This is a genomic window from Leucobacter viscericola (assembly GCF_011299575.1).
Classification (GTDB): Bacteria; Actinomycetota; Actinomycetes; order Actinomycetales; family Microbacteriaceae; genus Leucobacter; species Leucobacter viscericola.
On sequence record NZ_CP049863.1, the window covers coordinates 3,187,501 to 3,208,472 of the forward strand.

The 20,972-nt window shown below is 61.6% G+C and carries 13 protein-coding genes; 9 read left to right on the plus strand and 4 right to left on the minus strand.

Features of this window, described 5'->3' with window-relative positions; genetic code table 11:
- Nucleotides 1-550 precede the first annotated feature (550 nt).
- Nucleotides 551-1,807 (plus strand): MFS transporter, encoded by a 1,257-nt coding sequence (locus G7068_RS13890; protein ID WP_166292505.1) that lies wholly within the window; start codon nt 551-553, stop codon nt 1,805-1,807.
- A gap of 17 nt (nt 1,808-1,824) precedes the next feature.
- Here the strand turns inward: G7068_RS13890 and G7068_RS13895 are convergent, their stop codons facing one another.
- The 3 genes from G7068_RS13895 to G7068_RS13905 form a co-directional block, all read right to left on the minus strand.
- Complete coding sequence (locus G7068_RS13895) at nt 1,825-3,090, minus strand: sigma-70 family RNA polymerase sigma factor (protein ID WP_166292506.1); 1,266 nt, start codon at nt 3,088-3,090, stop codon at nt 1,825-1,827.
- Nucleotides 3,091-3,113: 23 nt separating this feature from the next.
- The gene (locus G7068_RS13900; protein ID WP_166292507.1) at nt 3,114-8,231 is read right to left on the minus strand and encodes an SdrD B-like domain-containing protein; all 5,118 of its coding nucleotides are present in this window, start codon (nt 8,229-8,231) and stop codon (nt 3,114-3,116) included.
- Nucleotides 8,232-8,558: 327 nt separating this feature from the next.
- Entirely contained in the window at nt 8,559-9,041 is a 483-nt protein-coding gene (locus G7068_RS13905) for an aminoacyl-tRNA deacylase (protein ID WP_166292508.1), read from the minus strand.
- A 51-nt stretch (nt 9,042-9,092) separates the two neighbouring features.
- On the opposite strand from G7068_RS13905, the gene G7068_RS13910 reads away from it, so the two are divergent.
- The 6 genes from G7068_RS13910 to G7068_RS13935 all read left to right on the plus strand — a co-directional run bounded on the left by G7068_RS13910 (nt 9,093) and on the right by G7068_RS13935 (nt 17,619).
- A complete protein-coding gene (locus G7068_RS13910; protein ID WP_166292509.1) occupies nt 9,093-9,677 on the plus strand; it encodes a hypothetical protein in 585 nt (194 codons plus the stop codon).
- A 194-nt stretch (nt 9,678-9,871) separates the two neighbouring features.
- Nucleotides 9,872-10,900 carry a glutaminase A gene (gene glsA, locus G7068_RS13915; RefSeq protein WP_244304828.1) on the plus strand — a complete coding sequence of 343 codons (1,029 nt, stop codon included), beginning with the start codon at nt 9,872-9,874 and terminating at the stop codon, nt 10,898-10,900.
- Entirely contained in the window at nt 10,897-12,558 is a 1,662-nt protein-coding gene (locus G7068_RS13920; protein WP_244304512.1) for an MFS transporter, read from the plus strand. The genes glsA and G7068_RS13920 overlap by 4 nt, the downstream gene beginning before the upstream one ends.
- A 4-nt stretch (nt 12,559-12,562) precedes the next feature.
- Nucleotides 12,563-13,000, plus strand: a complete 438-nt coding sequence (locus tag G7068_RS13925) for a VOC family protein (RefSeq protein WP_166292511.1) — start codon at nt 12,563-12,565, stop codon at nt 12,998-13,000.
- 138 nt (nt 13,001-13,138) lie between these two features.
- Nucleotides 13,139-17,047: a DUF7507 domain-containing protein gene (locus tag G7068_RS13930; protein ID WP_166292512.1), complete on the plus strand. Its 3,909-nt coding sequence runs from the start codon at nt 13,139-13,141 to the stop codon at nt 17,045-17,047.
- Between the two features lie 47 nt (nt 17,048-17,094).
- On the plus strand, nt 17,095-17,619 hold the full coding sequence (locus G7068_RS13935) for a DUF805 domain-containing protein (RefSeq protein ID WP_166292513.1): 525 nt from the start codon (nt 17,095-17,097) through the stop codon (nt 17,617-17,619).
- Here G7068_RS13935 and G7068_RS13940 read toward each other — a convergent pair.
- A complete protein-coding gene (locus tag G7068_RS13940; protein ID WP_166292514.1) occupies nt 17,591-19,969 on the minus strand; it encodes an arylsulfatase in 2,379 nt (792 codons plus the stop codon). The genes G7068_RS13935 and G7068_RS13940 overlap by 29 nt on opposite strands.
- A 230-nt stretch (nt 19,970-20,199) precedes the next feature.
- On the opposite strand from G7068_RS13940, the gene G7068_RS13945 reads away from it, so the two are divergent.
- Both G7068_RS13945 and G7068_RS13950 read left to right on the plus strand, forming a co-directional pair.
- Nucleotides 20,200-20,607 (plus strand): DUF6325 family protein, encoded by a 408-nt coding sequence (locus G7068_RS13945; protein WP_166292515.1) that lies wholly within the window; start codon nt 20,200-20,202, stop codon nt 20,605-20,607.
- Nucleotides 20,608-20,617: 10 nt separating this feature from the next.
- Complete coding sequence (locus G7068_RS13950; RefSeq protein ID WP_166292516.1) at nt 20,618-20,962, plus strand: SHOCT domain-containing protein; 345 nt, start codon at nt 20,618-20,620, stop codon at nt 20,960-20,962.
- The last annotated feature ends 10 nt before the right edge of the window (nt 20,963-20,972 follow it).

The window sequence follows — 20,972 nt, forward strand, 5'->3', positions numbered from 1 at the left end:
GGAAAAATTCGGTTTCTCGCCCGATCTACGGTCAGGCGCCACGGGCAACGAGTACTACATTGTTCTTGGTTCGGGTCGTGCGCTTGACCCATCAGGAATTCACCTAAATCACCCTCCAAGAACCGCCATCAACCGTATTAAGCGAACCGCCCGATTCCCTGTAAACACTAGGAATTCGAGAGTTCCCGAGACGATCGGCGGAGACCGGAGAACAATCGGATCCTCTCAAAGGGGTCGTATGTTCAAATCCTGTCAGCTCGACAAAATGCCTCGGAACATCGTTGAAATATCAACGGAGTTCCGGGGCTTTGCTGGTTCCGCTGAATGCCTCAGATCCCCGTAGACACGATTCAGACACGATGGCTTTTGCGTAACTATGCAGTGAAGGCCAGCGTCCCTCCGCATATTGTTGCCACTGCGCCCGAATTTGATGCGTAGATACTCCAACTAGCGCTAAGCTTCCCCCATCTCACATGCAGCGTTGCGCGTGGGCAGAGGGGAGAAATCTCATGCCACAGGGAATCTCATCACATCCGGTTTCGAGTCTTCAATGAGCACGACACCGCTATCAGCCACCGTTCCACTCACAAAAGTAGGCGCGAGCTGGTTCACCCTGTTCAGCGTTGCCTGGCTCGTCATCTGGACCGCGCAGCTCACCCCGCTGCAGCTGTTGCTGCCGCTGCAACTTGATACCCCCGACAGCGGCACCGGCTGGGTGTCGGGAGTGGTTTCATCGGGCCTTGTGCTCGGGGTTGGTGGTCTCGCCGGAGTCGTCGCCGGGCCAATAGCGGGGGCGCTCTCTGACCGACGAAACGGATCACAGCGACGCAGGCGGCCCTTCGCCCTCGCCGGAGTGTGGATCACGTCTGTTTGCCTGCTGCTGACGGGCTGGAGTGAGGGGCCTCTCGCGATCGGCGCTTCCTGGGTTGGCGTGTCGGTCGGGATCGCGATCGCCTCGGCCGCCTTCACCGCAATGATTGCGGATCAGCTGCCACCCCAGCAGTGGGGAGCCGCATCTTCATCCGCGTCCAGTGCGCAGGCCGTAGGTATTGTGGTTGGTGTTGGGACTGTTGTGCTGCTGGGACTCGGTGTTTTCGAGGGCTACCTGGTGCTCGCGATCGCGATGGCCGTGTTGGGCACAGCGGCGAGCCTCCTGCTGCCTGATCCAGTCAACAAAGCGCTAGGCGGCGCGGCAACACGGCAACATAACGAGCCACGCTTCGCGTTCCTGCAAGATAGAGACTTCATGTGGATGCTGAGCGGGCGTCTGACGGTCAACATCGGGAACGCTCTCGGAACGGCGCTCTTTTTGTTTTTCCTCATGTACGGCATCGGCCAGCATCGCGCCGAAGCCGAAGACAACCTGCTGCTCATCATTGTCGTCTACACCGTGTTTGTTGTGGGTGCCTCGGTGGTTGCGGGGCTGGTTTCAGACCGCCTGCAGCGTCGACGGTCGCTCACAATCTTGGCGGCCTTGGTGCAGGCGGTTTCGGGGATCCTGATCACCGTTTCACCTACGTTTACGATGACGCTGGTGGCCGCAGCCCTCATGGGAGTCGGATACGGTGCGTTTATGACCGTGGGCCTGGCTTTCGCCACCGACCTGTTGCCGAGCGGGCAGAATAACGCCCGTGATCTTGGTGTCGTCAACGTGATTGCAGCGCTCGGGCAATTGCTCGGCCCGATTATCGGGGCGGGGCTTGTCGCGCTGGTCGGGGGATTCTGGCTCGTGTTTGCTGCCGCAGCGCTGCTCTCGCTTATTGGGGCGGCACTGACCGCCCTAGCGCGAGAGCAGCGCGCAACATGAGGACAACGACGTAGCCGCTATTCTGCGAGCTCCCAACCAGGGGTGGTGTCGTCCTCTGGCGTGGTCGGTGCCGGATTACCGTTCGAGTTCGACGTGTCTGTCGTATCAGTCGCGTTAGGGGTGTTTGTATCGTTCGGGGTCTCCGGGGGATTCGGTGTATCCACCGGCGGAACGACCTCAGGAACAACCTCGGGTGCGGGTTCGGGAGCTGGCTCAGGGGCCACCTCTGCCGGCGCTTCAACAGCGGGTGGTTCTGTCACAGGCTTCTCTGTGGGCGCTGATTCTGTAACCACGCGTGAAGGTTCAATGCTCGTTGCGCTTGGCTGCGGAGTGGCTTCTGGTTTTGCCATGAGGGCGATGCCCCCGAAGATCGCTCCAGCGGCAACCAACGCGCTTGCTCCAACAATCGCCAGTTTTGCGCCGCCTGAGATTCCGATTGCGGCGGGAGCGAGGACGGCGGCAGACGCCGCGCTGCCTGAAGAGCCCAAACTCCAGGAGGCGAGGCCGATCCCCGAGCCGCCCAAGATAATGGGGGCGACAACCGATCGCATCTGATGCCCGACGTCGCTCATCCACTTCACGGACTGGCGGCAGTCTGCGCACGTTTCAAGGTGCTTACGAACCGCAACACTGTCTCGTTTGCCTGCCTGGCCCCGCACGTAACGGGCGAGCTTTTCAGACATTGCCTTGCAGTCACCGGCGGGCGCCTGCTCGGTGTGGAGCGTGAGGTAAGCGATTTTGAGGCCGTCGCGGGCGCGCAGCGCCAGCTGCGCGACCGCGTTCGGCCTCATACCAATTTGTTCTCCGACCTCTGAGAGGTCAAGTCCCTCGACCTCCAAGGACCACAGCACACTTTGCCACCGCTCGGGGAGGCTTGTGAAGGCAACGTAGATGAGCTCGCGCTCACCCATTTTCTCATTGCTGTCGGGCTCTTGTAGCTGGGAGAGATAGTTATCAGCGTCATCAGGGAGGGCAACAGTGTTCGCATCGGCGGCCTTAATGTGCAGGTTCCGAAGTACCATATTCAGGTAGGCACGGAAGGACTCGGTAGGGCCCTTGCCTCGCTTCAGCACGTCTAGCGTTCGTGCGAAAGCTTCGCTCAGAAGATCCTCAGCGTCCTGTCGGTCACGCACCAGTCGAACGGCATACTTGATGCCACCCTCGTAGTGCCTGGTGTACAGCTCGGTGAAGGCGAACCCATCACCGTGCCGCACACGATCACACAGCACAGCATCTGTTGCCGCCCTGCGTTCTTCGACACTCCCTTGTTGTGCGCTTTCCATGTTGCCCCCCATGAGCTACTTACCTAACTACGTTTGCTTCTACGTCTTGCACCAAGAACCAGACCCATGATGACCAGCGCGAAGCTGAGAACAGCGAGCAGCGTGATGCTGCCACCCGTGACTGCAAGGCTGCCCGATCCCGCATTCGCAGAATCTCCACCCGTCGGATCGCCAGGATTCGTCGACGGGTTTGTGCCGCCGGGCTTCACCGGGTTGGTTTTCGGGGGAGTGGGCTTGTCAGCCTGCACCTTGAAGGTGTTCACGGCCGTGATGCTCAGCTCTTGCAGTGACGAAGGCGATCCTTCTGTCACAACAACGGCCTGGTCGTAAGAACCGAAATCGACCGTGTGCTTCACAGCGCTTCCCGCATCGGTTTCCGCCGCGAAGCAGTGAGTGCCGAGGGGTAGCTTGCGTGGGCCACCGTTTTCATCGACCATGTTCTTCTTCTGGCCAACTTTGATCTTGACGGTTCCTGAGTAGAGCGTCGAAATAACACTCTCGCCGTTCTCAAGGGTCTCGGGCACCTGGCAGGTGATGAGCACTGAGAAGACCTCATCCTTGACCTGGTCGAGAGCCTTTTCCGGGCCAGCACCCTTCTTAGTGAGGCTAAGCGCGCCCGCCGAGTAGTAGTTGGTTAGCGAGGCCACCACGGTGTTCTCGGGAATAGCGCCTTCTGCTGCTTTCTTAACCACCGTCACGGTTGTGGGATCGGCCGTCTTGTCGGCCTTGCCCTTTACCTTTTCGGTGATCTTGCAGACGGTACCGAGAGGAAGGTCGGTGATCGGTTCTGAAGTGACGCTTGTGGCGCCCTGCGGAACCGTCAGCTCGACATCGTCAACCGGCACGGCCGTTCCACGAACCTGGCAGTCAAGGGCGAACTTGAGCTCGTTGCCGTAGGCGAACGGGTCAACACCAACACCCTCGAGCTGCTTGGTGATCACAATTCCACCGGTTGCCTCAACTGCAAGGTCAAGGGTGAGGTTGGTGAAGTCGTCGCCGAGAAGCGGGTTGTCGATCATGCCGGCGACGTCGTCGCCGAGCGGTCCGTTGCCCGTCACGTTCGGCGGGTCAATATCTGCCGAGAGGGTGAGGAGGCCCGCGCTGCGAAGACCACCGTCGGGCATCTCTTCGTTGTTATTGTCGATGTCCTCGTTAAAGTTCGTGTTCGGGTCCGACTGCACACCGTGAGGCGAAGCGTGGAATCCATACAGGGGCCCACCCTTGGCAAACTGGTCTGCCGGAACGCGAACGTAGTAGTCGCCAATATCGAGCTTGTTTGCGACCCAGCGGCCGTTGGCATTTGTCGTCACGGTCTGTACAACCGTCTCGACTCCGCCACTCACCCGAACAACCTCGACCTTTACCCCGGCCGGAGCGCCGGTGTCGACCGCGGGGTTGAACACGCCGTCTTCATCGTTGTCCTGCCAGATCAGGTCACCGATGCTGAAGCCCAGCACCTGCGTGTACGGCTCGTTTGAAACGACGGGCTGCGTTGCGTAGGTTTCCGACCAGACCGCGAACATACCAACGTACAGGTTGGCGGCCGCGTTGCCGTGTGCGGTGAGCGACACGGTGGCGGAGACGAGGGTCTGCGCTTCGAGGCTGTCTGCCTGAATGAACCGGATGGCGGTGACATCACCGATGTCTGCCGGGCACCCTGCCGATCCAAAGTCAGCCTGCTTGCACCAGACGGTGCTTCCGCCTGCGAGCTTGTTCGACGGGTCGTTGGCCAGATCAGAAACGGTGTCTGACGCGGCAGAGGTGTAGTACCAGTCACCTGCGAGTTCACCCGTCATGCTGCCCGTTGCAACGGGCTTGGCGGGGAAGTCTGTCAGCTTCAGCGTTCCGGCGTAGTCCGAGCCGTAGGTGTGGCGCGATGACTCGTAACCGGCTTTGTTGTCACCGGTCTTGGGGAACACGAAGATGCTGTCAGTGGGCATGATCTTTGCGCCCGAGGCCGTGTTGCCCCAGTTCAGGGACCACTTCTGAGTCTGATCGGTGACGTTGATGCGCTGATCAACATCCATCTCAACCTGTAGGCCCTCAGGGGCGTACATGATGACACCGCGGGTTGCCTGGTGGAACTGCTTCTTGTAGATCACGTTGTCGGCGGTCACATCGGCAGTGTTGACGAGCGTTGAACCCGAGGCTACGAACTTTGAGCCGGAGGTACAAACGTCGATTGAAGGCAGCGTATCGCTCGCGGGCCTGTCGCCGTAGGTCCAGGTCAGGGTTGTTAGACCCTTGCTGCTGGTGCCGAGGATCGGTCCGCTGACTCCTTCTGGGGTCACGGTGCAGTCGGGCTCGTACTTGAGCGACGCGGGAAGCGTGTCAACGACCTTGAGGTCGCGAGCCTTCGCTGACGGAACGTTTGACGACACGTAGGGCGACAGCGTCCAGGTGAACTTGTCACCGGCGTTTGTCGTGTTGAGCTTGTCGTCACCTGACGCGTCTTGGTTGGCGGTCTTCTTGATACCGAGTGCGACGTCCTGGAACGCGAGACGGTCACCTCGGGCGCTAGCGCCGGTGTGAGTGTTGGGATCGTACGGTGACGGGTTCTTGTACCCGCCGTTGGCGCGGCTGCCGGTGAAGTTGGCCAGGATCACACCCGACTTGATTGCCTCACCGTCGTTGGGTCCGCCGTAGAAGTTCACACGGGTGTCGAGTCGCGCGCGCATCATGAGCGAAACGCCCGCGTCGAGCTGGTTGTTCTTTGGCGTCACGCGGATCATGGCAACGTCGGCCAGGTTCCAGCCGTCGGCAACAGGATTGGTGCTGAAGACCATGTCTCCGCGCGCAGCCGCTGCGGTTCCACAGTCCTGCGCTGCGAGTCGCTGGGCAGTCCAGTCACCCGTGTAGCGTCCCGTCTCGGAGTTGTAGGCCAGCATGAGCGGGTTGTTCCACGAGCCACCCTTGGTGAGCTTGCCGTATTCAACGGTGATGCCCTCCGAAGCCGGGTCAAATGCGTGCTTGGTTGCCGCGCCACCGGGAGTCGCGAGAGACAGCGACGCGAGGAGTCCCTTTGACGGGCCACCCGAGAAGGGAGTCAGCGTCTGCACCGAGTTGTCCCAGACGTCACAGACCTGGGCGTTGGCAACAGGAACCGTGCCGGTGGTGTTGTTCGCACTGATGTAGGTGAACATTCCCTCGTCACCGGTCGTCAGGCCGTCACCCAGCAACCAGCCCGAGAGGCCGGTGGGGATGATTTCTTCGGTGTTCTTGAAGTCGGGGCTCGGTGCACCGTTGGCGTGAACCGTGAGGGGATCACCCGAGGCGGGGATCTTTCCGTAGGCCTTTACGAGGGCGCCGCTTGCGCGGACATCGAGATTGTGGGTGACGCAGTTATCGCCGCTGGCCTTCGAGCCATCCCAGCCGGGCTCGTTGCCGCCACCGAAGTTCTTGACGCCGCCGGGGGAAACCGGCTCAAAGTCGGTGTAGCAGTTCGTGACGCTGTAGACGCCGTTGACCAGGGGATCGCCGTCTTTCCAGCCGACGAGAGCGGGGTTGTTTGCCTTGTTCGCCTTCATGAGGGCTGACAGTGGGTAGGCAACGGTAACGCGACCAACGCTCGCGAGTGCGTGAGCACCCATCGAGTTGGTGCGGTCCATGGAAGTGGTCGGTACGGAGGCGAGCGTTGTGTCTGCGCCCGTCACCTTGACACCGAACGAACCTGAGGCGTTGACTGCGCTATCGCACGCGTAACCGCTCGTCTGAAGCTGGTTGTCGGCGCGGTCAACACCCGCTGCAACCGCCTGGGGCAGGAGCCACGACTTGGAGTAGGTGTCGTTCAGCGGGCCACAGTATCCCGGGGCCGGAGCTGCGCCGTACTTGGCCAACTCGGGGTCGATCAGGTCGCGGAACTCGAAGGAGCTGCCAATCGACTGCTGTCCCTTCTTGCCGCCGTATCCTTCGATAACGGCCGAGTAGGTGACGAGCAGGGTGTCTTCAACCTTGCCAGTGACGGGGTTCTTGATCGGGTAGATGCCTGCGATCAGCTGCACGCCGCCCTGGGGATCCTCATCGTTGTGGCGCTTAACCAGGTTGAACCGTGGGGCTGCAGACACCTCGATGGGGTCGATGTCGAACTGCTTACTGGGAAGCGCGTCGTTGCTGGCCGAGTATGCGATGGCGGAGGTCTCAAACGACGAGCCGTTGGGGGATTCGCCCGTGGTCAGAATATTGATGCCGAAGGGGCGAGCCGAGCCCGCGTCGATGGGGCCGACGTTACAGATAAGTCGCTGGTCGCCGTTTGCCTCGACAATGATCTTTGACATGACCGAACGGTCGATGCGGCAGAGGGTGGGAACCTGCGCGGCTCCGGTCACCTGAAAGTTGACCTTGGCACCGTCGGTTGCCTTGAGGAGAACCTCGAGGATCACGTCACCAACGGGCAGCAGCTTGTCGTCAACGCCCTTCTGGAGGTTTGTGGCCGCCACGGTGTAGGCGATGCTCGTGAGGTCGTTGGTTGCCACGCGGTTGTCGTAGAGCGAGCAGTCGTTGCCCGGCTCGGCCGTCGGGCAGACGCCGTTGACATCGGGAAGCGTGTCAGTTCCGGTGACGATCCCGCCGCCGTTGGGCAGGCTCGTGTCGGTGCTCGCAAGTCCCAGGGACAACTGGGGAACAGGGCGCAGGCCGCCGTTGACGGCGACGGAAGATCCGCCCGTGACCGTTACGGGAGCGATCGCCGTGTGCAGGGTGGGGGGAGCTTCCGCCTGACCGACCAGGTCGGAGTGGGGAGTGGTCGGCATGATCCAGCGATAGTTCTGCGACGGCGCAACGGCGCGAACGGTGTACGCACCGTCTGCGATGCCCTTAAACAGGTACTGTCCGTCATTGTCAGTCGTGGTGCTGGCTACAGACTTGCCGCTTGAGTCGAGGAGCTCGATTGTGACGCCGGAGCGGCCCGCAGACTCGAGGCCGGCCGCGGCAACGTTCGGGTCACCAAAGGACTCGGTCGATCCCAGAACATTGCCGTCCTGTGCACCGTTCCCGTTGAGGTCGATCCAGATAGTGCCGTGCACACCCTCGGATACCTGGCCCGGCTGAACCGCCGTGACCGGGGTGGGGTCAGCGTTTGCCGCCTCCTGAATAAAAGGCGTTGCGGTCAGTACAGAGGCAATGAGTCCTGTGCTCAGTGCCATCGCGATCATTGACCCAAAGTTGCGGCGTCTACCGGATCCCCGTCTGGGCATGAAGCTATTTTTCGTTAGCAATGCGGTCCCTACTATTATTCCAATAATGGCGCGCGCACAGCAGCATTTCGGTGCCCAATACACCGAGCTGTGACGCATCTCAGCATTAAAGGATCTGAAAACCCGCCCTCTATTACGGGAGTTCTTCAACGAATTTCGCGGCCGCTAAAAAAGCTTGCCCCTTCCCCGGGCAGACACGCGAATGCAGCTGTATGTTTCCACAAAAGCCAACTAAATAATACGCTCGCTACCGTAAGGGCGGCTGTGAGCCCTGGCTTAAGCGTGTGGGGCAGGATCCGTCACATCCGCAACCTGCGCGTCTAGCGCATCAATAACATCTTTGGCAGCCAGCGTCGCGGCAACACCGTGCGCTCCCGCGCCAATTGAGACGGCAGCCCCGGTCACACGCGAATCCGCGATAACGGGCCAGGCTCGCAGCGAGCCGAAGGGGGTAATGGTGCCGCGTTCATACCCGGTGACCTCTTGCGCGACATCTTTATCGGGCATCGAAAGCCGTGTGACGCCAAGTAAAGCGCGTAGTTTTGGCCAGGAAATCTGCCGGTCGCCGGGAACCAGCACAAACAGAAAGTCGTCGTCGCCTCTCCGCACCACGAGGGTCTTGATGATCTGCGAAGGCTCTACGCCTCTGGCTTGAGCCGCTTCCTCAAGTGACCTGACCTGGCCGTGCCGCGTCACGGTAAAGGGGACACCAGACGCTTCGAACGCTTCCGCTGCCCGACGCTCGGATTCTTCGCTCATGAGGCCGACTATAGTCGCCTCGCATTCAATGGCAGTATTACACGTATGAGAATGAAACTGAGTGTGATCGCTGTGTTTGCCGCTGCTGCGCTGCTGGTTGGGTGTTCTTCAGGCGGAACAGACACCAACAAAGCTGTCGCCACTTCGAAGCCAAAGACGACCGCGGCCCCAGGGAAAATGACCGAACCTGCAAAGGAAAAGGCAGACAAGGGTACCGAAAAGAACCCGTATGCGATTGGTACGCCGGTTCGAAACGGTGATTGGGAAGTGACTGTCAACTCGTGGCAGCCCAACATCAATGACGCTGTTGTCGCTGACGGCGGAGACCTGTCAATGTTGCCGGAGGGGCAGCAGTATGCGCTCATGAACGTGACAATGACCTGGCGGGGCGCAGGCGTCGGCGATAACTCTCAGGTCAACCTTCAGTACATGCCTGAAGGAGGCAACTCACTCTCGGCATCCTGGTCGGCATACGGAAAAACTCCGGGCGGGAACAAGCTGGCCTATGAAGAGCTGGTCACAGATGGCTCGGTGACGGGAGACATGCTGTATGCGGTTGATGCTGGAAACACCAAGGGAACGTTCATGTGGTACGCCCCGAACACTGAGCAGCCGGTTTACATCGCCGCTCAGTAGCGAGTGCGTTTGAAGACTGCGGCTTCTGAGGTCTGGCCGCAGTCTCAACACCTGAACTCATGGCGCCATGAGTTCAGGTGTTTTTCTTTGTAGTGTTTTGGAATTCATACTCCCTCTTCCAGTAACCCCATCATGAACGCTACGATTACAACGTTCATCTCGTGTTGAACACCTGGGGAGGGGTAGTGGAGACGCTGCATATTGAAGGGGATAGTGCGCCGACCGCGCTTCAGGCTGCGGCGGTTTCTACGGGGTCCCTGCCAGACCGTGAGCGGGTTCGCTCACTCTTAGCCGAAGCGCACGAGCGCTACAACGATGATGTGAGCGGCGAAGTTGCCGATTACATCCCCGCTCTCGCGGGCGCGGATCCTGATCTCTTCGGACTGAGTTTGGCTGGTGTAGACGGGGGAGTCTTCTCGAGCGGAGACGCGCAGGTCGAGTTCTCAATACAGTCAATCTCTAAGGCGTTTGTGTTCGCCCTGATCGATCAGCTGCTCGGGCACGACACGGTTCGCCGAAATATTGGCGTCAACAACACTGGGCTGCCATTCAACTCCGTCATGGCGATTGAACTGAACCACGGTAGCCCGATGAACGCCATGGTGAACGCCGGGGCGATTGCCGCGACAAGTTTCGCGCCGGGCGGCGATGTTGAATCGCGCTGGGAGTTCATTCTCGACGGGCTCTCGCGTTTTGCGGGCCGTGAACTCGTCATCGACGACGAGGTGTACCGCTCAGAGTCGGCAAGCAACGGCCGAAACCGAGCGATCGCGGGGCTGCTGCACAGTTACGGCGCGTTCGGCGCCGACCCAGACTCGACCGTGGACGTATATACCCGGCAGTGTTCGGTGAACGTGACCGCTGAAGACCTTGCGGTTATGGGGGCGACGCTGGCCGACGGCGGTGTGAATCCGCTCACCGGTGAGAAAGTCGTTGACGCTTCGGTCTGCCGGGACACCCTGGCTGCGCTCGCCGCGGCTGGGCTCTACGAGCGGTCGGGTGATTGGCTCTACGAGATCGGCATGCCGGGTAAGAGCGGTGTCTCGGGCGGGCTCGTGACGATCTCACCGGGCAAGGGGGCCCTCGGGTCTTACGCTCCGCGGCTCGACCCCGCGGGCAACTCGGTGCGTGGACAACGCGCCGCACACTTTCTTTCTGGAGCGCTGGGGCTCAACCTCTTCGCGTCCCATCCGCAAACCCCCGCTGATAGGAGCACATCGTGAGCAACATCAACTCCGCGCAGGCAGAGGCGCCTCGGGCATCCTGGGTGCCAATGATCGGGCTGTTTCTGGCCCAGATCCTTATGTCGTACAATGTGTCGGCCCTGCCGGTGTCTCTCGGCGGGATGGTGGACACCTTCGGTGTTCCGCCCACCGACGTGAGCACCGCGATTGTCACCTACGGTCTTGTCGTTGCGGCGCTCGTGATGGTGGGCGCAAAGATCGGGCAGCGTGTTGGCTGGGTCATTGTGTTCCGCATTGTTGTTGCCCTGTTTGCAGTCTCGGCGGTCCTGATGATCGTCGCGCAGTCCGTGGGGTTCGTGATTCTCGCCCAGGCGCTCGCCGGCGCTTCTGCCGCGATCATCGTTCCCTCACTTGTCGCGCTCATCGCCGAGAACTATCGGGGCGATCAGCAGGCAACGGCTATCGGTTCACTCGGCTCAGCGAGAGCTGTTGCTGGCGTCAGCGCGTTTCTGATCGGTGGCACCCTGGCGACGCTCGTTGGGTGGCGGCAGGTGTTTATCGTCGTGCTGATTCTTGCCGTCGCCGTATTCATTCTGAGCTTCAAGCTGCGCAGCGCACCGGGCAACTCCGCGGTCAAGATCGACCTGGTGGCTGCCGTGCTCATCGGCCTCGGCATCGTTTCCCTGACGCTCGGCGTCAACAACCTCAACAACTGGGGCCTGCTGGTCGCCCGACCCGATGCGCCGTTCGAGATTCTGGGACTCTCGCCAGCGCCGGTGCTGATTCTCGTCGGGCTGGTGCTGGTTCAGCTCTTTTTCCTCTGGACGAGGCGGCGCACCAGGGCCGGCAAAACGCCTCTCGTGAGCCTCTCTGTTTTCAAGTCGTCTCGCGAGCGCGCGGCCGTCTACGCGATGTTCATCGTCGTCGCGCTTGAAGCGGCGCTCAACTTCACGATCCCGCTCTACATTCAGATTGTGCAGGGGCGCACGCCGTTCGACACGTCGCTGGCAATGCTGCCGTTCAACCTCACGGTGTTCTTCACAGCGATGTTGGTCGTGCGGTTCTATCGCCGCTTCTCGCCGCGAACCATCGGAATGTTCTCCTTCTCGTTGACGACGATCGCGCTGATCTGGTTGGCGTTTGTTGTCACCAACAACTGGGAGACACTGCCTACGATTCTGGGACTCTTCGTCTTTGGTGTTGGGCAGGGCGCGCTTGTCACGCTGGTGTTTAACGTTCTCGTGACCGCATCGCCGAAGGAACTCGCGGGTGACGTCGGCTCGGTGCGCGGCACGACCCAGAACCTCGCCTCCGCTGTGGGCACCGCCGTTGCAGGTGCACTGCTGGTTGGTATTTTGAGCCTCAACATCGCCTCATCGCTGATCGATCACCCCGAGCTGTCGCCGCAACTTGTTTCGCAGGTGGATCTTGACCGCACGAACTTCGTCAGCAACCCTCAGTTGAAAGACATGCTCGAGCAGACGGACGCAACCCCCGCCGAGGTTGATGCCGCCGTGGCCGTCAACGAAGAGGCGAGGCTCAGGGCCCTTAAGCTCGGTCTGCTGATCCTGTCGGGCATTAGCGTCATTGCGATCGTGCCGGCGAGTCGGCTGCCGAAGTTCAAACCCGGCGAGATTCCTGAGTCGGTGGCTACGGGAGGATCACCGGACCCGAACACCGATCGCGTAGCCGCTTGAGATCATGGCTATCAAACTAGAGAACGTCGGAATCGCTGTTCGCGACATCGAAGCGGCAGTCGCGTTTTTCACCGACCTCGGTCTCACCGTGATTGGTCGCGACACCGTAAGCGGTGAGTGGGCAGACACTGCAGTGGGCCTCGACGGAAACCACGCGAAGATCGCGATGCTGCAAACCCCGGACGGTAACGGTCGCCTCGAGCTGTTTGAGTACATCCACCCGGACGCGATTGAGACACAAGACACACTCCCGAACGAGATCGGCATGCACCGCGTTGCGTTTTCGGTCGACGACATAGACGAAGCCCTTCGAATCGCGGCGAGGCACGACTGCTACCCGCTTCGCGGTGTCGCCAACTACGAGAACGTCTACAAGCTCAGTTACGTGCGTGGGCCGAGCGGCATCATCGTGATGCTCGCTGAAGATTTGACGCAGCATTGACCCCAAAGCAAAGGGGCGTTATCTCTTGAGAAATGCATATACACACAGTGCAAGAGGTGCATATAATTAATCTCACTTTGCGTTGGGGAGCGCAGTACTTCTGCACACCTGTGCTTAGTTTGTCTAAGGGGAAAGCCAATGCTGCAAAACTTCGCTGTTTCGGGACCAACAAAGTGGGGCGGGGTGCGGCGCAACACGCGGTCTTTGCTGGTGTGTGTACTCGTTGTGCTCCTCGCCGCGTTCGGCACGACCGCTGCTCCGCTCGCAGCCCAGGCGGCCGTGGGAGACTTCGAGATCACGCTTTCGGCGCCCGCGACGGTCGGGGTGGGGCAGAACTTCAACTACACCGCCACCCTCGAGTTTGAGGGAGTCAACAGCGAGAACCCCGCAACAGGGGTCGTGCTCACGAGCACACTGCCAGCGGGTGTCGCTTTTGACTCGGTGCCCACCGACCCGTCTTCTCCCGTGCAGAGCTACACCTACGATCCCGGCACCAGACTGCTCACGCTCACGCTGCGGGACACGATCCAATCGGTCTTTTCAATCGTGTTCACCGTGACCCAAAACGACCGCCAGAACGCGTTCGAGGGCAAGCAGCTCACCGCGACAATGTCTGGCACGGGCGGACCGAGCGGGCCGGTCACCTCGAACACGGTCACCACGACCCTGACGGGTGACAACGATTACGTCGCAGGCAAGGGCTACGACGTGGTCGCCGGGGGCGACAACCGAACGGTGACCTACCGCTTCAACGTCTACAGCTCTCACCCGACTGACGGCACCACTTTCACAAGCTGGATGCAGCAGATTACGGACACTTTCCCGGCGGGCGCGCAGCTGGTTGCCTCCTCCGCAGCGTTCAACGGTGGCACCTGGGACACTTCGGCCTGGCCTAACGCGACGTGGACGCGCTCCGGTGCATACGGCCCCGACACGAACCCCATTGACCCGTCGTCGCAGCAGATCTGGCTGACGGTCTTTTACCCCGATACCGTTCCGGGGTGGGAGACCGGCGCACGCCCTCCGGTAAACACGGCGACTCTAGAAACGGCAGACGTTAACGGCGCAACGCACACGGGTGCCCCGGCCTCAACACAGGGGCCCGCATTTGGGGAGACCTCGGGTGAGGCGACCGGGGCCGCAAAGGGAGACTCGGGTCTTACCTCGGCGGGTGGCATCATCCACTACACCCAGACGATCGGCTCGTATACGGGCCCTCCGGGCACTCCCAACGCCGACGATCTGGTGCTCACCGATTCTGGTGCGACAGGATCGCCGAACGCTTCCTGGTTTAGTCACACCGACATCACGCAGTTGTACCTGACCTTCTCGACGAGCCTGGCCTCACTCAATCTGCCCTATCGGCTTGAATATCAGACCAACGGAAGCTCCACCTGGAACGAATTCACCAACTACGTAGCGGCAACGGGCCGGACCGACAGCGTGTTGATCCTCGCCGTTCAAAACACCGGTTCAGCGGGGTGGCAGGCGAGCCCGGCCCAGGACGTACTTAACTTGCCCCTGGGGCAGACGCTCACCGGTTGGCGAGTCACCGTTGCACCGGGTGCCGAGACCGTTCCAGTCGGGTCCGAGGTGCGCATGCGCATGGGATTCCAGCCGGTGTTCCGCGATGTGGCCGCAGGGATCCAGCCCATTGACGCGCCAGCTGCGGCGTCGCCGGGACCGCAGACCAACACCGTGTCGGTCGACGCAGACGGTTTGTCGAATCAGGCGTCGAGCAGCTTCACCCCCCTCGACTCGGTCTACGTGACGACCAATGTCACCACACCGAGTTCAATTTCCGTGGGCTCAAACTCAACGATCACCGCGGGCATCGTGAACCAAAATCCCTCGGAGATCTACGCCGACTCGGCGCTCTCAGTTGTGCTGCCCTGCGGCATCTTCTACAACGAGTCCCAGCCGATCACGACCGCTGGCACAACGATCGGCGTGCCACCGGTGCCACAGATCGGTTCCGGCGCCACCGTCGACGCCACCGGGCGCGTGACCGACACGAACGGCTGCAGTCAGCAGGTCGTGCGCATCACGTTCGATGCGCTCCCGCCGATGCGTGCACCCGGGGCCGTGAGCAACCGGTACGTTGAGAACAGTGGTTGGCGCTACAACATTCCCGTGCTTGCGCTTGCCCAGGCCTACGATCCAGACGCCCCAACCGTGTCAACCTCGTCGTTTGCGACAGTTCGGGATCCCCGGTTCCTGTCCGCATCGGACGGTGGAACGGGCGCTGTGACGGTTCCGATGATCGGCACTGACACCTTCTTCGGTCCAGACGTGCACGACTTTGACCCCGCACGCTCCTCGGTTGCCGTTGCCAGCGGCATTTCCACGGTCAACACCGCCGGTGGCATTCTGCTCTCCAAGCTGTCTGGGCCCTCCGCTATCGGGCCGTGGGGACTGAACTCGGTGGTGGGTGCGGAGTCCTTCTGGCAGGTGTTCGTGAGCGACGTGCTTCCCAACCCCGTTTCAAACGTGGCGTTCTTTGACCGGCTGCCGAGCATTGCAACCGGCGATGATTTCGACACCGCACTCTCGGGGCCGGTGACTGGAGCGCCCGTTGGCGCCACGGTCGAGTACTCGCTCGACGCGACCAGCGCAACAAACGGCACCTGGACCACCAATCCGACCAGCGCAAAAGCGTTTAGGGTCATCGTGCCAACCATGACGAGTGGCAGTGGCTTCACGCTGGTTGTGCCCACTGACAATCTGGGCGGATTTAGCTTTGGTGAGACCGCCGCCAACGACGTGTCTGCAACTGGCACCTACGGCGGTAGCCCCGTGGCTTTCGAGTCCAACGATGCGCGCGTTTCGATCGGACCGACCCCGTCGTTCACCCTCGTGAAAAAGACGAACGGTGTTTCGTACAGCGCGGCCCCGGGTGCGAGAGTCGCGACAGGATCGCCCGTGACGTGGAGCTACGAGGTCACCAATACGGGCGATACGCCCCTCGACGACATCGCCGTGCAAGACGACTACGTTGACGGCCTCGGCGGTACCGGAACGCTCACGCCGACTTCTTCGGAGACGGGTCAGCTGCTTCCCGGGGAAACCCGCACCTTCACGGAAACTGGCACCGCCGTTGTTGGGCAGTACTCCAACACGGCAACGGCAACGGCCACGGCGGTTGAACTGGATGGCACCGTGCTGCCAGCTCAGCCCGCTCCCGAGACGGACCGGTCCTGGTACTTGGCTGGCGACACCGGTCTCGTCGTGACCAAAACCACCAACGGTGAAGATGTCGACAGTGCCCCGGGTCTTGCCCTGACGCCTGGCTCGGCCGTCGAGTGGGGCTATAGCGTCACGAACACCGGTGAATTGCCTCTCACCAACGTGCTCGTGCGTGACGTCGATTCTGCGGGCAACGAGGTGTTCAACACCACCCTTGCGACACTCGCGGTGGGCGAGACCGCCACCCTGAGCCAGCAGGGAACGGCTGTGGTCGGGCAGTACCACAACACCGTTACCGCCTCGGCGCAGGACCCCTCGGAAGAGGGCGTCCAGCTCGTTGGGGCCGACGACTCGTGGTATTTCGGAGCGGTGAACGGTTTGACCGTTGTCAAGCAGGTGAGCGCTGCCGCGGCTGGGCCGTGGACGGATGCGGTCGAGGTTACGCGCGGAGCCAAGAGTTACTGGCGGATCACCGTGAGTAATACGGGCAACGCGCCCCTGCGAGACGTCACTGTTGAAGACAAGAAGCTCAACCAAACCATCGATGTTGGCACGCTGCCCGCGGGCGAGAGCGTCACCAAGGTGCTCACCCAGGAGAAGACCCAGGAGGGCTTCACCAATACGGCTGTCGCCTCTGGAGTTGCGGTCGGAGACGTGCAGCTTCGCGCCTCCGACGCGGCAAAAGTTACCGTGACGGATCCCACTCCGCCACTGGTTCCACCGGCGAAGGGAGGCGGACTCGCTGTCACGGGTGCGATGCTCCCCGCGGGGCTCGTGTCGATCGCGATTCTGCTGATCCTCGGTGGGTGGGCGCTGTCGCACCGTCGCCGGGTCTCCAGCAGGCTTGGAGCGTTTCACTAGGCTTCCCGAGAAAGGCGACGTTACTCATGGGGCTCTAGAATCTCCACATGAGCAACGTCGCCTTCATTCGTAAAGCTGCCCTCTCCACGCGGCACTCCTGGTCGCGCGCTATGGGAGCCTTCTTCGAGAATGCGTACCGGCTTCGCGGGAGGGCGAGTCGTTCGGAGTACTGGTGGTGGATGGGCACAAACGTGCTGGTGCTTCTGCTGCTGTGGGTTGTGATCCCGCTGCTCAGCGGCGCCTCGGTAGGCAGGCCGCTCAGGGTTGGGCCCTTCGGTTCCGCGATTTTTGCAGACGTCAGTCTCTTTGAGATCGTTACCGAGCCGGGGGTTCATACCCTGGCAGGTGATGTCTGTGCCTGGCTTTCCGCGGTGTGGATCGTGCTGACGCTGCTTCCGGGCATCACGGTATTAGTTCGCCGCCTCCACGATTCCGGGCTTTCCGGCTGGTGGGGATGGCTCGCAATCGTGCCGTTCGGGCAGGTGGTGGTGCTGATCCTCGCACTGCGACGATCCCGCCCCACCAGCCCGAACGGCAGCGGATTTACTGTCGCGTCATCGCAATCTGCATGAGGTGATTCGGGTCGGCGAGGTGCGAGTGATCGTCGTCGCCGAGATCGAGTCGCACCCACGCGAGTTTCCCGGTGAACTCGTTGCCTGTGGGGCCGTAATCCGACGAAACTGGAGACGCGAGGTCGGAACCGATGTCGACGGTCTCGTCCATCGAGAAGAAGAACGGCAGGGTGCGTGACACGCGGCCCGTGCCGAGTTCGACATCGCCGTCGTACAGCGTGACCGATCCTCCCTTGCCCAGCCCGCCGCCGTCGTACTGGAAGTGCACGCGCAACTGGTGCTCGCCCGCTGACAGTGTGGTCTCTGACCGGGTGTACTCGGTCGCGACCCCTCCGAGGTTGTACGCGAAGGTCAGTTTGCCCTCGTTGAGGTACACACTCCACCCGCCGTAAGCGCCGCCCTGCGCGATGATCACCCCGGCACCGCCGCCCTCTGGCAGTGTCACGTTTGCGGTCACCGTGAACGACTTGTTTTTGACGTTGAGCACCGAGTTCTCGCTCATGCGCTTCATGCCGGAGTAGAACGTCTGACTCGTGCCCTTCACGAGCTCGGGCCGCCCGACCAACTCGCCGTTGAACCGCTCCGCCGAGCGGGTATCCATCGGCAGCACGTTGAAGCGCGCGGCCTGAATCAGAAACAGGCGCTGCAGCTCAGCGAGCTTCTCCGGGTGCTCGGCGGCAAGGTCGTTTGACTGCGTCCAGTCCTCCTCGACGTTGTACAGCTCCCAGACGTCGTCGTCGAGGCCGTGCGAGGAAGCGAGCCACGGGTCCTTGTGTTTTGCCACGGCCGTCCAGCCGAGATGGAAAATGGCGCGGTTGCCGAGCATCTCGAAGTACTGGGTGGTGTGCTCCTCGGGTGCCTCCGCGTCGTCGAAGCTGTAGTTCATCGGAGTGCCCTCGTAGGGGCGCTGCGTGACTCCATTGACCGTGTGCGGCTCCGGGATGCCCGCAGCCTGCAGCACCGTCGGTGCGACATCGATGACGTGGGCGAACTGATCCCGAACCTCACCGCGGGCTTTGATGCCGTTCGGCCAGGCCACGATCGTGCCGTTACGCGTGCCGCCCCAGTGCGAGGCTACCTGCTTGGTCCACTGGTAGGGCGTGTCCATCGCGTGTGCCCAACCGATCGCGTAGTGGTTGTAGCTCTTCGGAGTACCGAGGTCTGCGGTGTGCGCGATCTTGTACTCGTCGGTCTCGATGTCTTCCATGTGGTTGATGGTGAAGCCCTCGTTGGTCGTGCCGGTCATGGTGCCCTCGGCGCTCGCGCCGTTGTCGCCGATGATCAGGTACACCAGGGTGTCGTCGAGTTCGCCGATCTCTTCAAGTGCGTCGAGCAGCAGACCGACGTGGTGATCCGCGTACTCGAGATAACCGGCGTACACCTCCATCTCGCGAGCGAGTGTCGGCTTAATGTCGTCGCTCATCTCGTCCCACGACGGGATGCCCGGGCTGCGAGTGGTCAGTACCGCGTCGGGCGGGATCACGCCCAGCTTCTTTTGTGCCGCGAAGGTCTGCTCGCGCACCGCGTCCCAGCCCTGGTCGAACTTGCCCTTGTATTTATCGGCCCACTCCTCGGGCACGTGGTGCGGAGCGTGCGTCGCGCCCGGGGCGAAGTAGGTGAAGAACGGCTTGTCGGGTGCGAGTGACTTCTGCTGCTTGGTCCAGTCGATCGCCTTGTCGGTCATGTCGGCCATGAAGTGGTAGCCGTCTTCGGGCGTGCCCCAGGGCTCGACAGGACTCGTGTTCTCGTAGATCGCGGGGTACCACTGGTTGGTCTCGCCCCCGATAAAGCCGTAGAAATACTCGAAGCCGCCGCCGGGGTGGGGCCAGTGGTCAAAGGGGCCGACCGCGCTTGATTCCCACACCGGCACCTCGTGGCACTTGCCGAATTGCGCGGTGCTGTAGCCGTTGAGCTTGAGCGTTTCAGCGAGCGGCGCGCAGTTGTTCGGGCGCAGCGAGTTGTATCCGGGTGCGCTGGTCGCGATCTCGGTGATGCCGCCCATGCCGACCGTGTGGTGGTTGCGGCCCGAAAGTAGAGCGGCTCGTGTGGGTGAGCAGAGCGCAGTGGTGTGAAAGCGTGAGTACTTCACGCCGAGGGCTGCGACGCGCTCGAAGTTCGGCGTGTGCACGGGGCCACCGAAGGCGCTCGTCGCGCCGAAGCCGCAGTCGTCAATCAAGATGATGAGCACGTTGGGGGCACCCTCGGGTGCGTACACCTGAGCGATCGGTGGGTAGTGCGTGTCCGGCGAAGTGGCGTCGTAGGTGACCGTGCCTGTGTAAGCGAGATCGGGGATCGGCAGGCTTGAGCGCTGCAGCTTGTCGGCGCCCTGTGCGCTCTTGTTATCCGTCATTGTCTTGCCTCTCTGGGGTCCTCGGGAGCCCAGAAGGGCTCCCTGCCTCCATTCAAGGTTGGTCGCGGAGGGAGTTCTTCACCCGAAGGGGGTGAGTTCACTGTCGCGGGCTCGTGTTTCTCAGCCTGTCCCGAGAACTAACCCGATTCGGGCGATGCTTGAGAGCGCAATTCGAGCGACGCTTGGATGATTCGTAAATGCGTGATCAGTCTCAACGAAAGGACGCTGGCGTGTCAGAGAATTTCGGGCCCATAGAGTTTGTGGTGATCCTCGTGCCAAACGGGGACACCATTCCCGCGGTCACAACCGCGATTGCCAAGCAGTTCGAGGCGAGCAGTGTTCGTTTGCTTGACGCTGTAGCCATCAGTCGCTCAGAAGCTGGTGAGCTCGACTTCGAAGAGATCACCGGGAGCGCGCTTGGCCCGCTGTTGCTTGCTGCGGAGGGCATTACCTCCGACGAGGATGCGCTTCACCTCGCGGCGACCCTCTCTGCTGGGGAGAGCGCGCTGCTCCTTGCGGTCGAATCGACCTGGCTGAAAGAACTCACCGTGGCGGCCGCGGCCGCGGGCGGCGACGTTATCCATGCAGATCGCATCCCCGCCGCCATTGTTAACGCCGCTGCTGCGGTCATAGATTAAGGATCTTGTTATGCCAATGTTTAGACGATTTGGTCGCCCGGGTTTGATCGGTCTGGCCGCTCGCACAGCCGTTGTTGCGGGAACCGCAACGGCAATCAACGGGGGCATGCGGCGGCGGTCGGAGCGCCAAGCGCAGGAAGCAGCTGAGACTCAGGCCTACGAGGCGCAGCAACAGCAGGAGCAGATTGATCAGGCCGCGGCCGCGGCAGCAGCTCAGGCGGCACCGCGGGCGGCTGCCGCAACCGATAGCGGGTCAAACCTGATCGACGAACTCCAAAAGCTCAGTGCGCTGCACGCCCAGGGGGGACTGAATGACGAGGAGTACGCAGCGGCGAAGGCAAAACTGCTGCAGTAGATTCTTGCGT

Coding starts and splice junctions, on each gene's coding strand:
- G7068_RS13930 (WP_166292512.1), top strand. CDS start 13,139: ATGCTGCAAAACTTCGCTGTTTCGGGACCAACAAAGTGGGGCGGGGTG.
- G7068_RS13925 (WP_166292511.1), top strand. CDS start 12,563: ATGGCTATCAAACTAGAGAACGTCGGAATCGCTGTTCGCGACATCGAA.
- G7068_RS13910 (WP_166292509.1), top strand. CDS start 9,093: ATGAAACTGAGTGTGATCGCTGTGTTTGCCGCTGCTGCGCTGCTGGTT.
- G7068_RS13900 (WP_166292507.1), bottom strand. CDS start 8,231: ATGGCACTGAGCACAGGACTCATTGCCTCTGTACTGACCGCAACGCCT.
- G7068_RS13950 (WP_166292516.1), top strand. CDS start 20,618: ATGCCAATGTTTAGACGATTTGGTCGCCCGGGTTTGATCGGTCTGGCC.
- G7068_RS13895 (WP_166292506.1), bottom strand. CDS start 3,090: ATGGAAAGCGCACAACAAGGGAGTGTCGAAGAACGCAGGGCGGCAACA.
- G7068_RS13940 (WP_166292514.1), bottom strand. CDS start 19,969: ATGACGGATAACAAGAGCGCACAGGGCGCCGACAAGCTGCAGCGCTCA.
- G7068_RS13905 (WP_166292508.1), bottom strand. CDS start 9,041: ATGAGCGAAGAATCCGAGCGTCGGGCAGCGGAAGCGTTCGAAGCGTCT.
- G7068_RS13890 (WP_166292505.1), top strand. CDS start 551: ATGAGCACGACACCGCTATCAGCCACCGTTCCACTCACAAAAGTAGGC.
- G7068_RS13935 (WP_166292513.1), top strand. CDS start 17,095: ATGAGCAACGTCGCCTTCATTCGTAAAGCTGCCCTCTCCACGCGGCAC.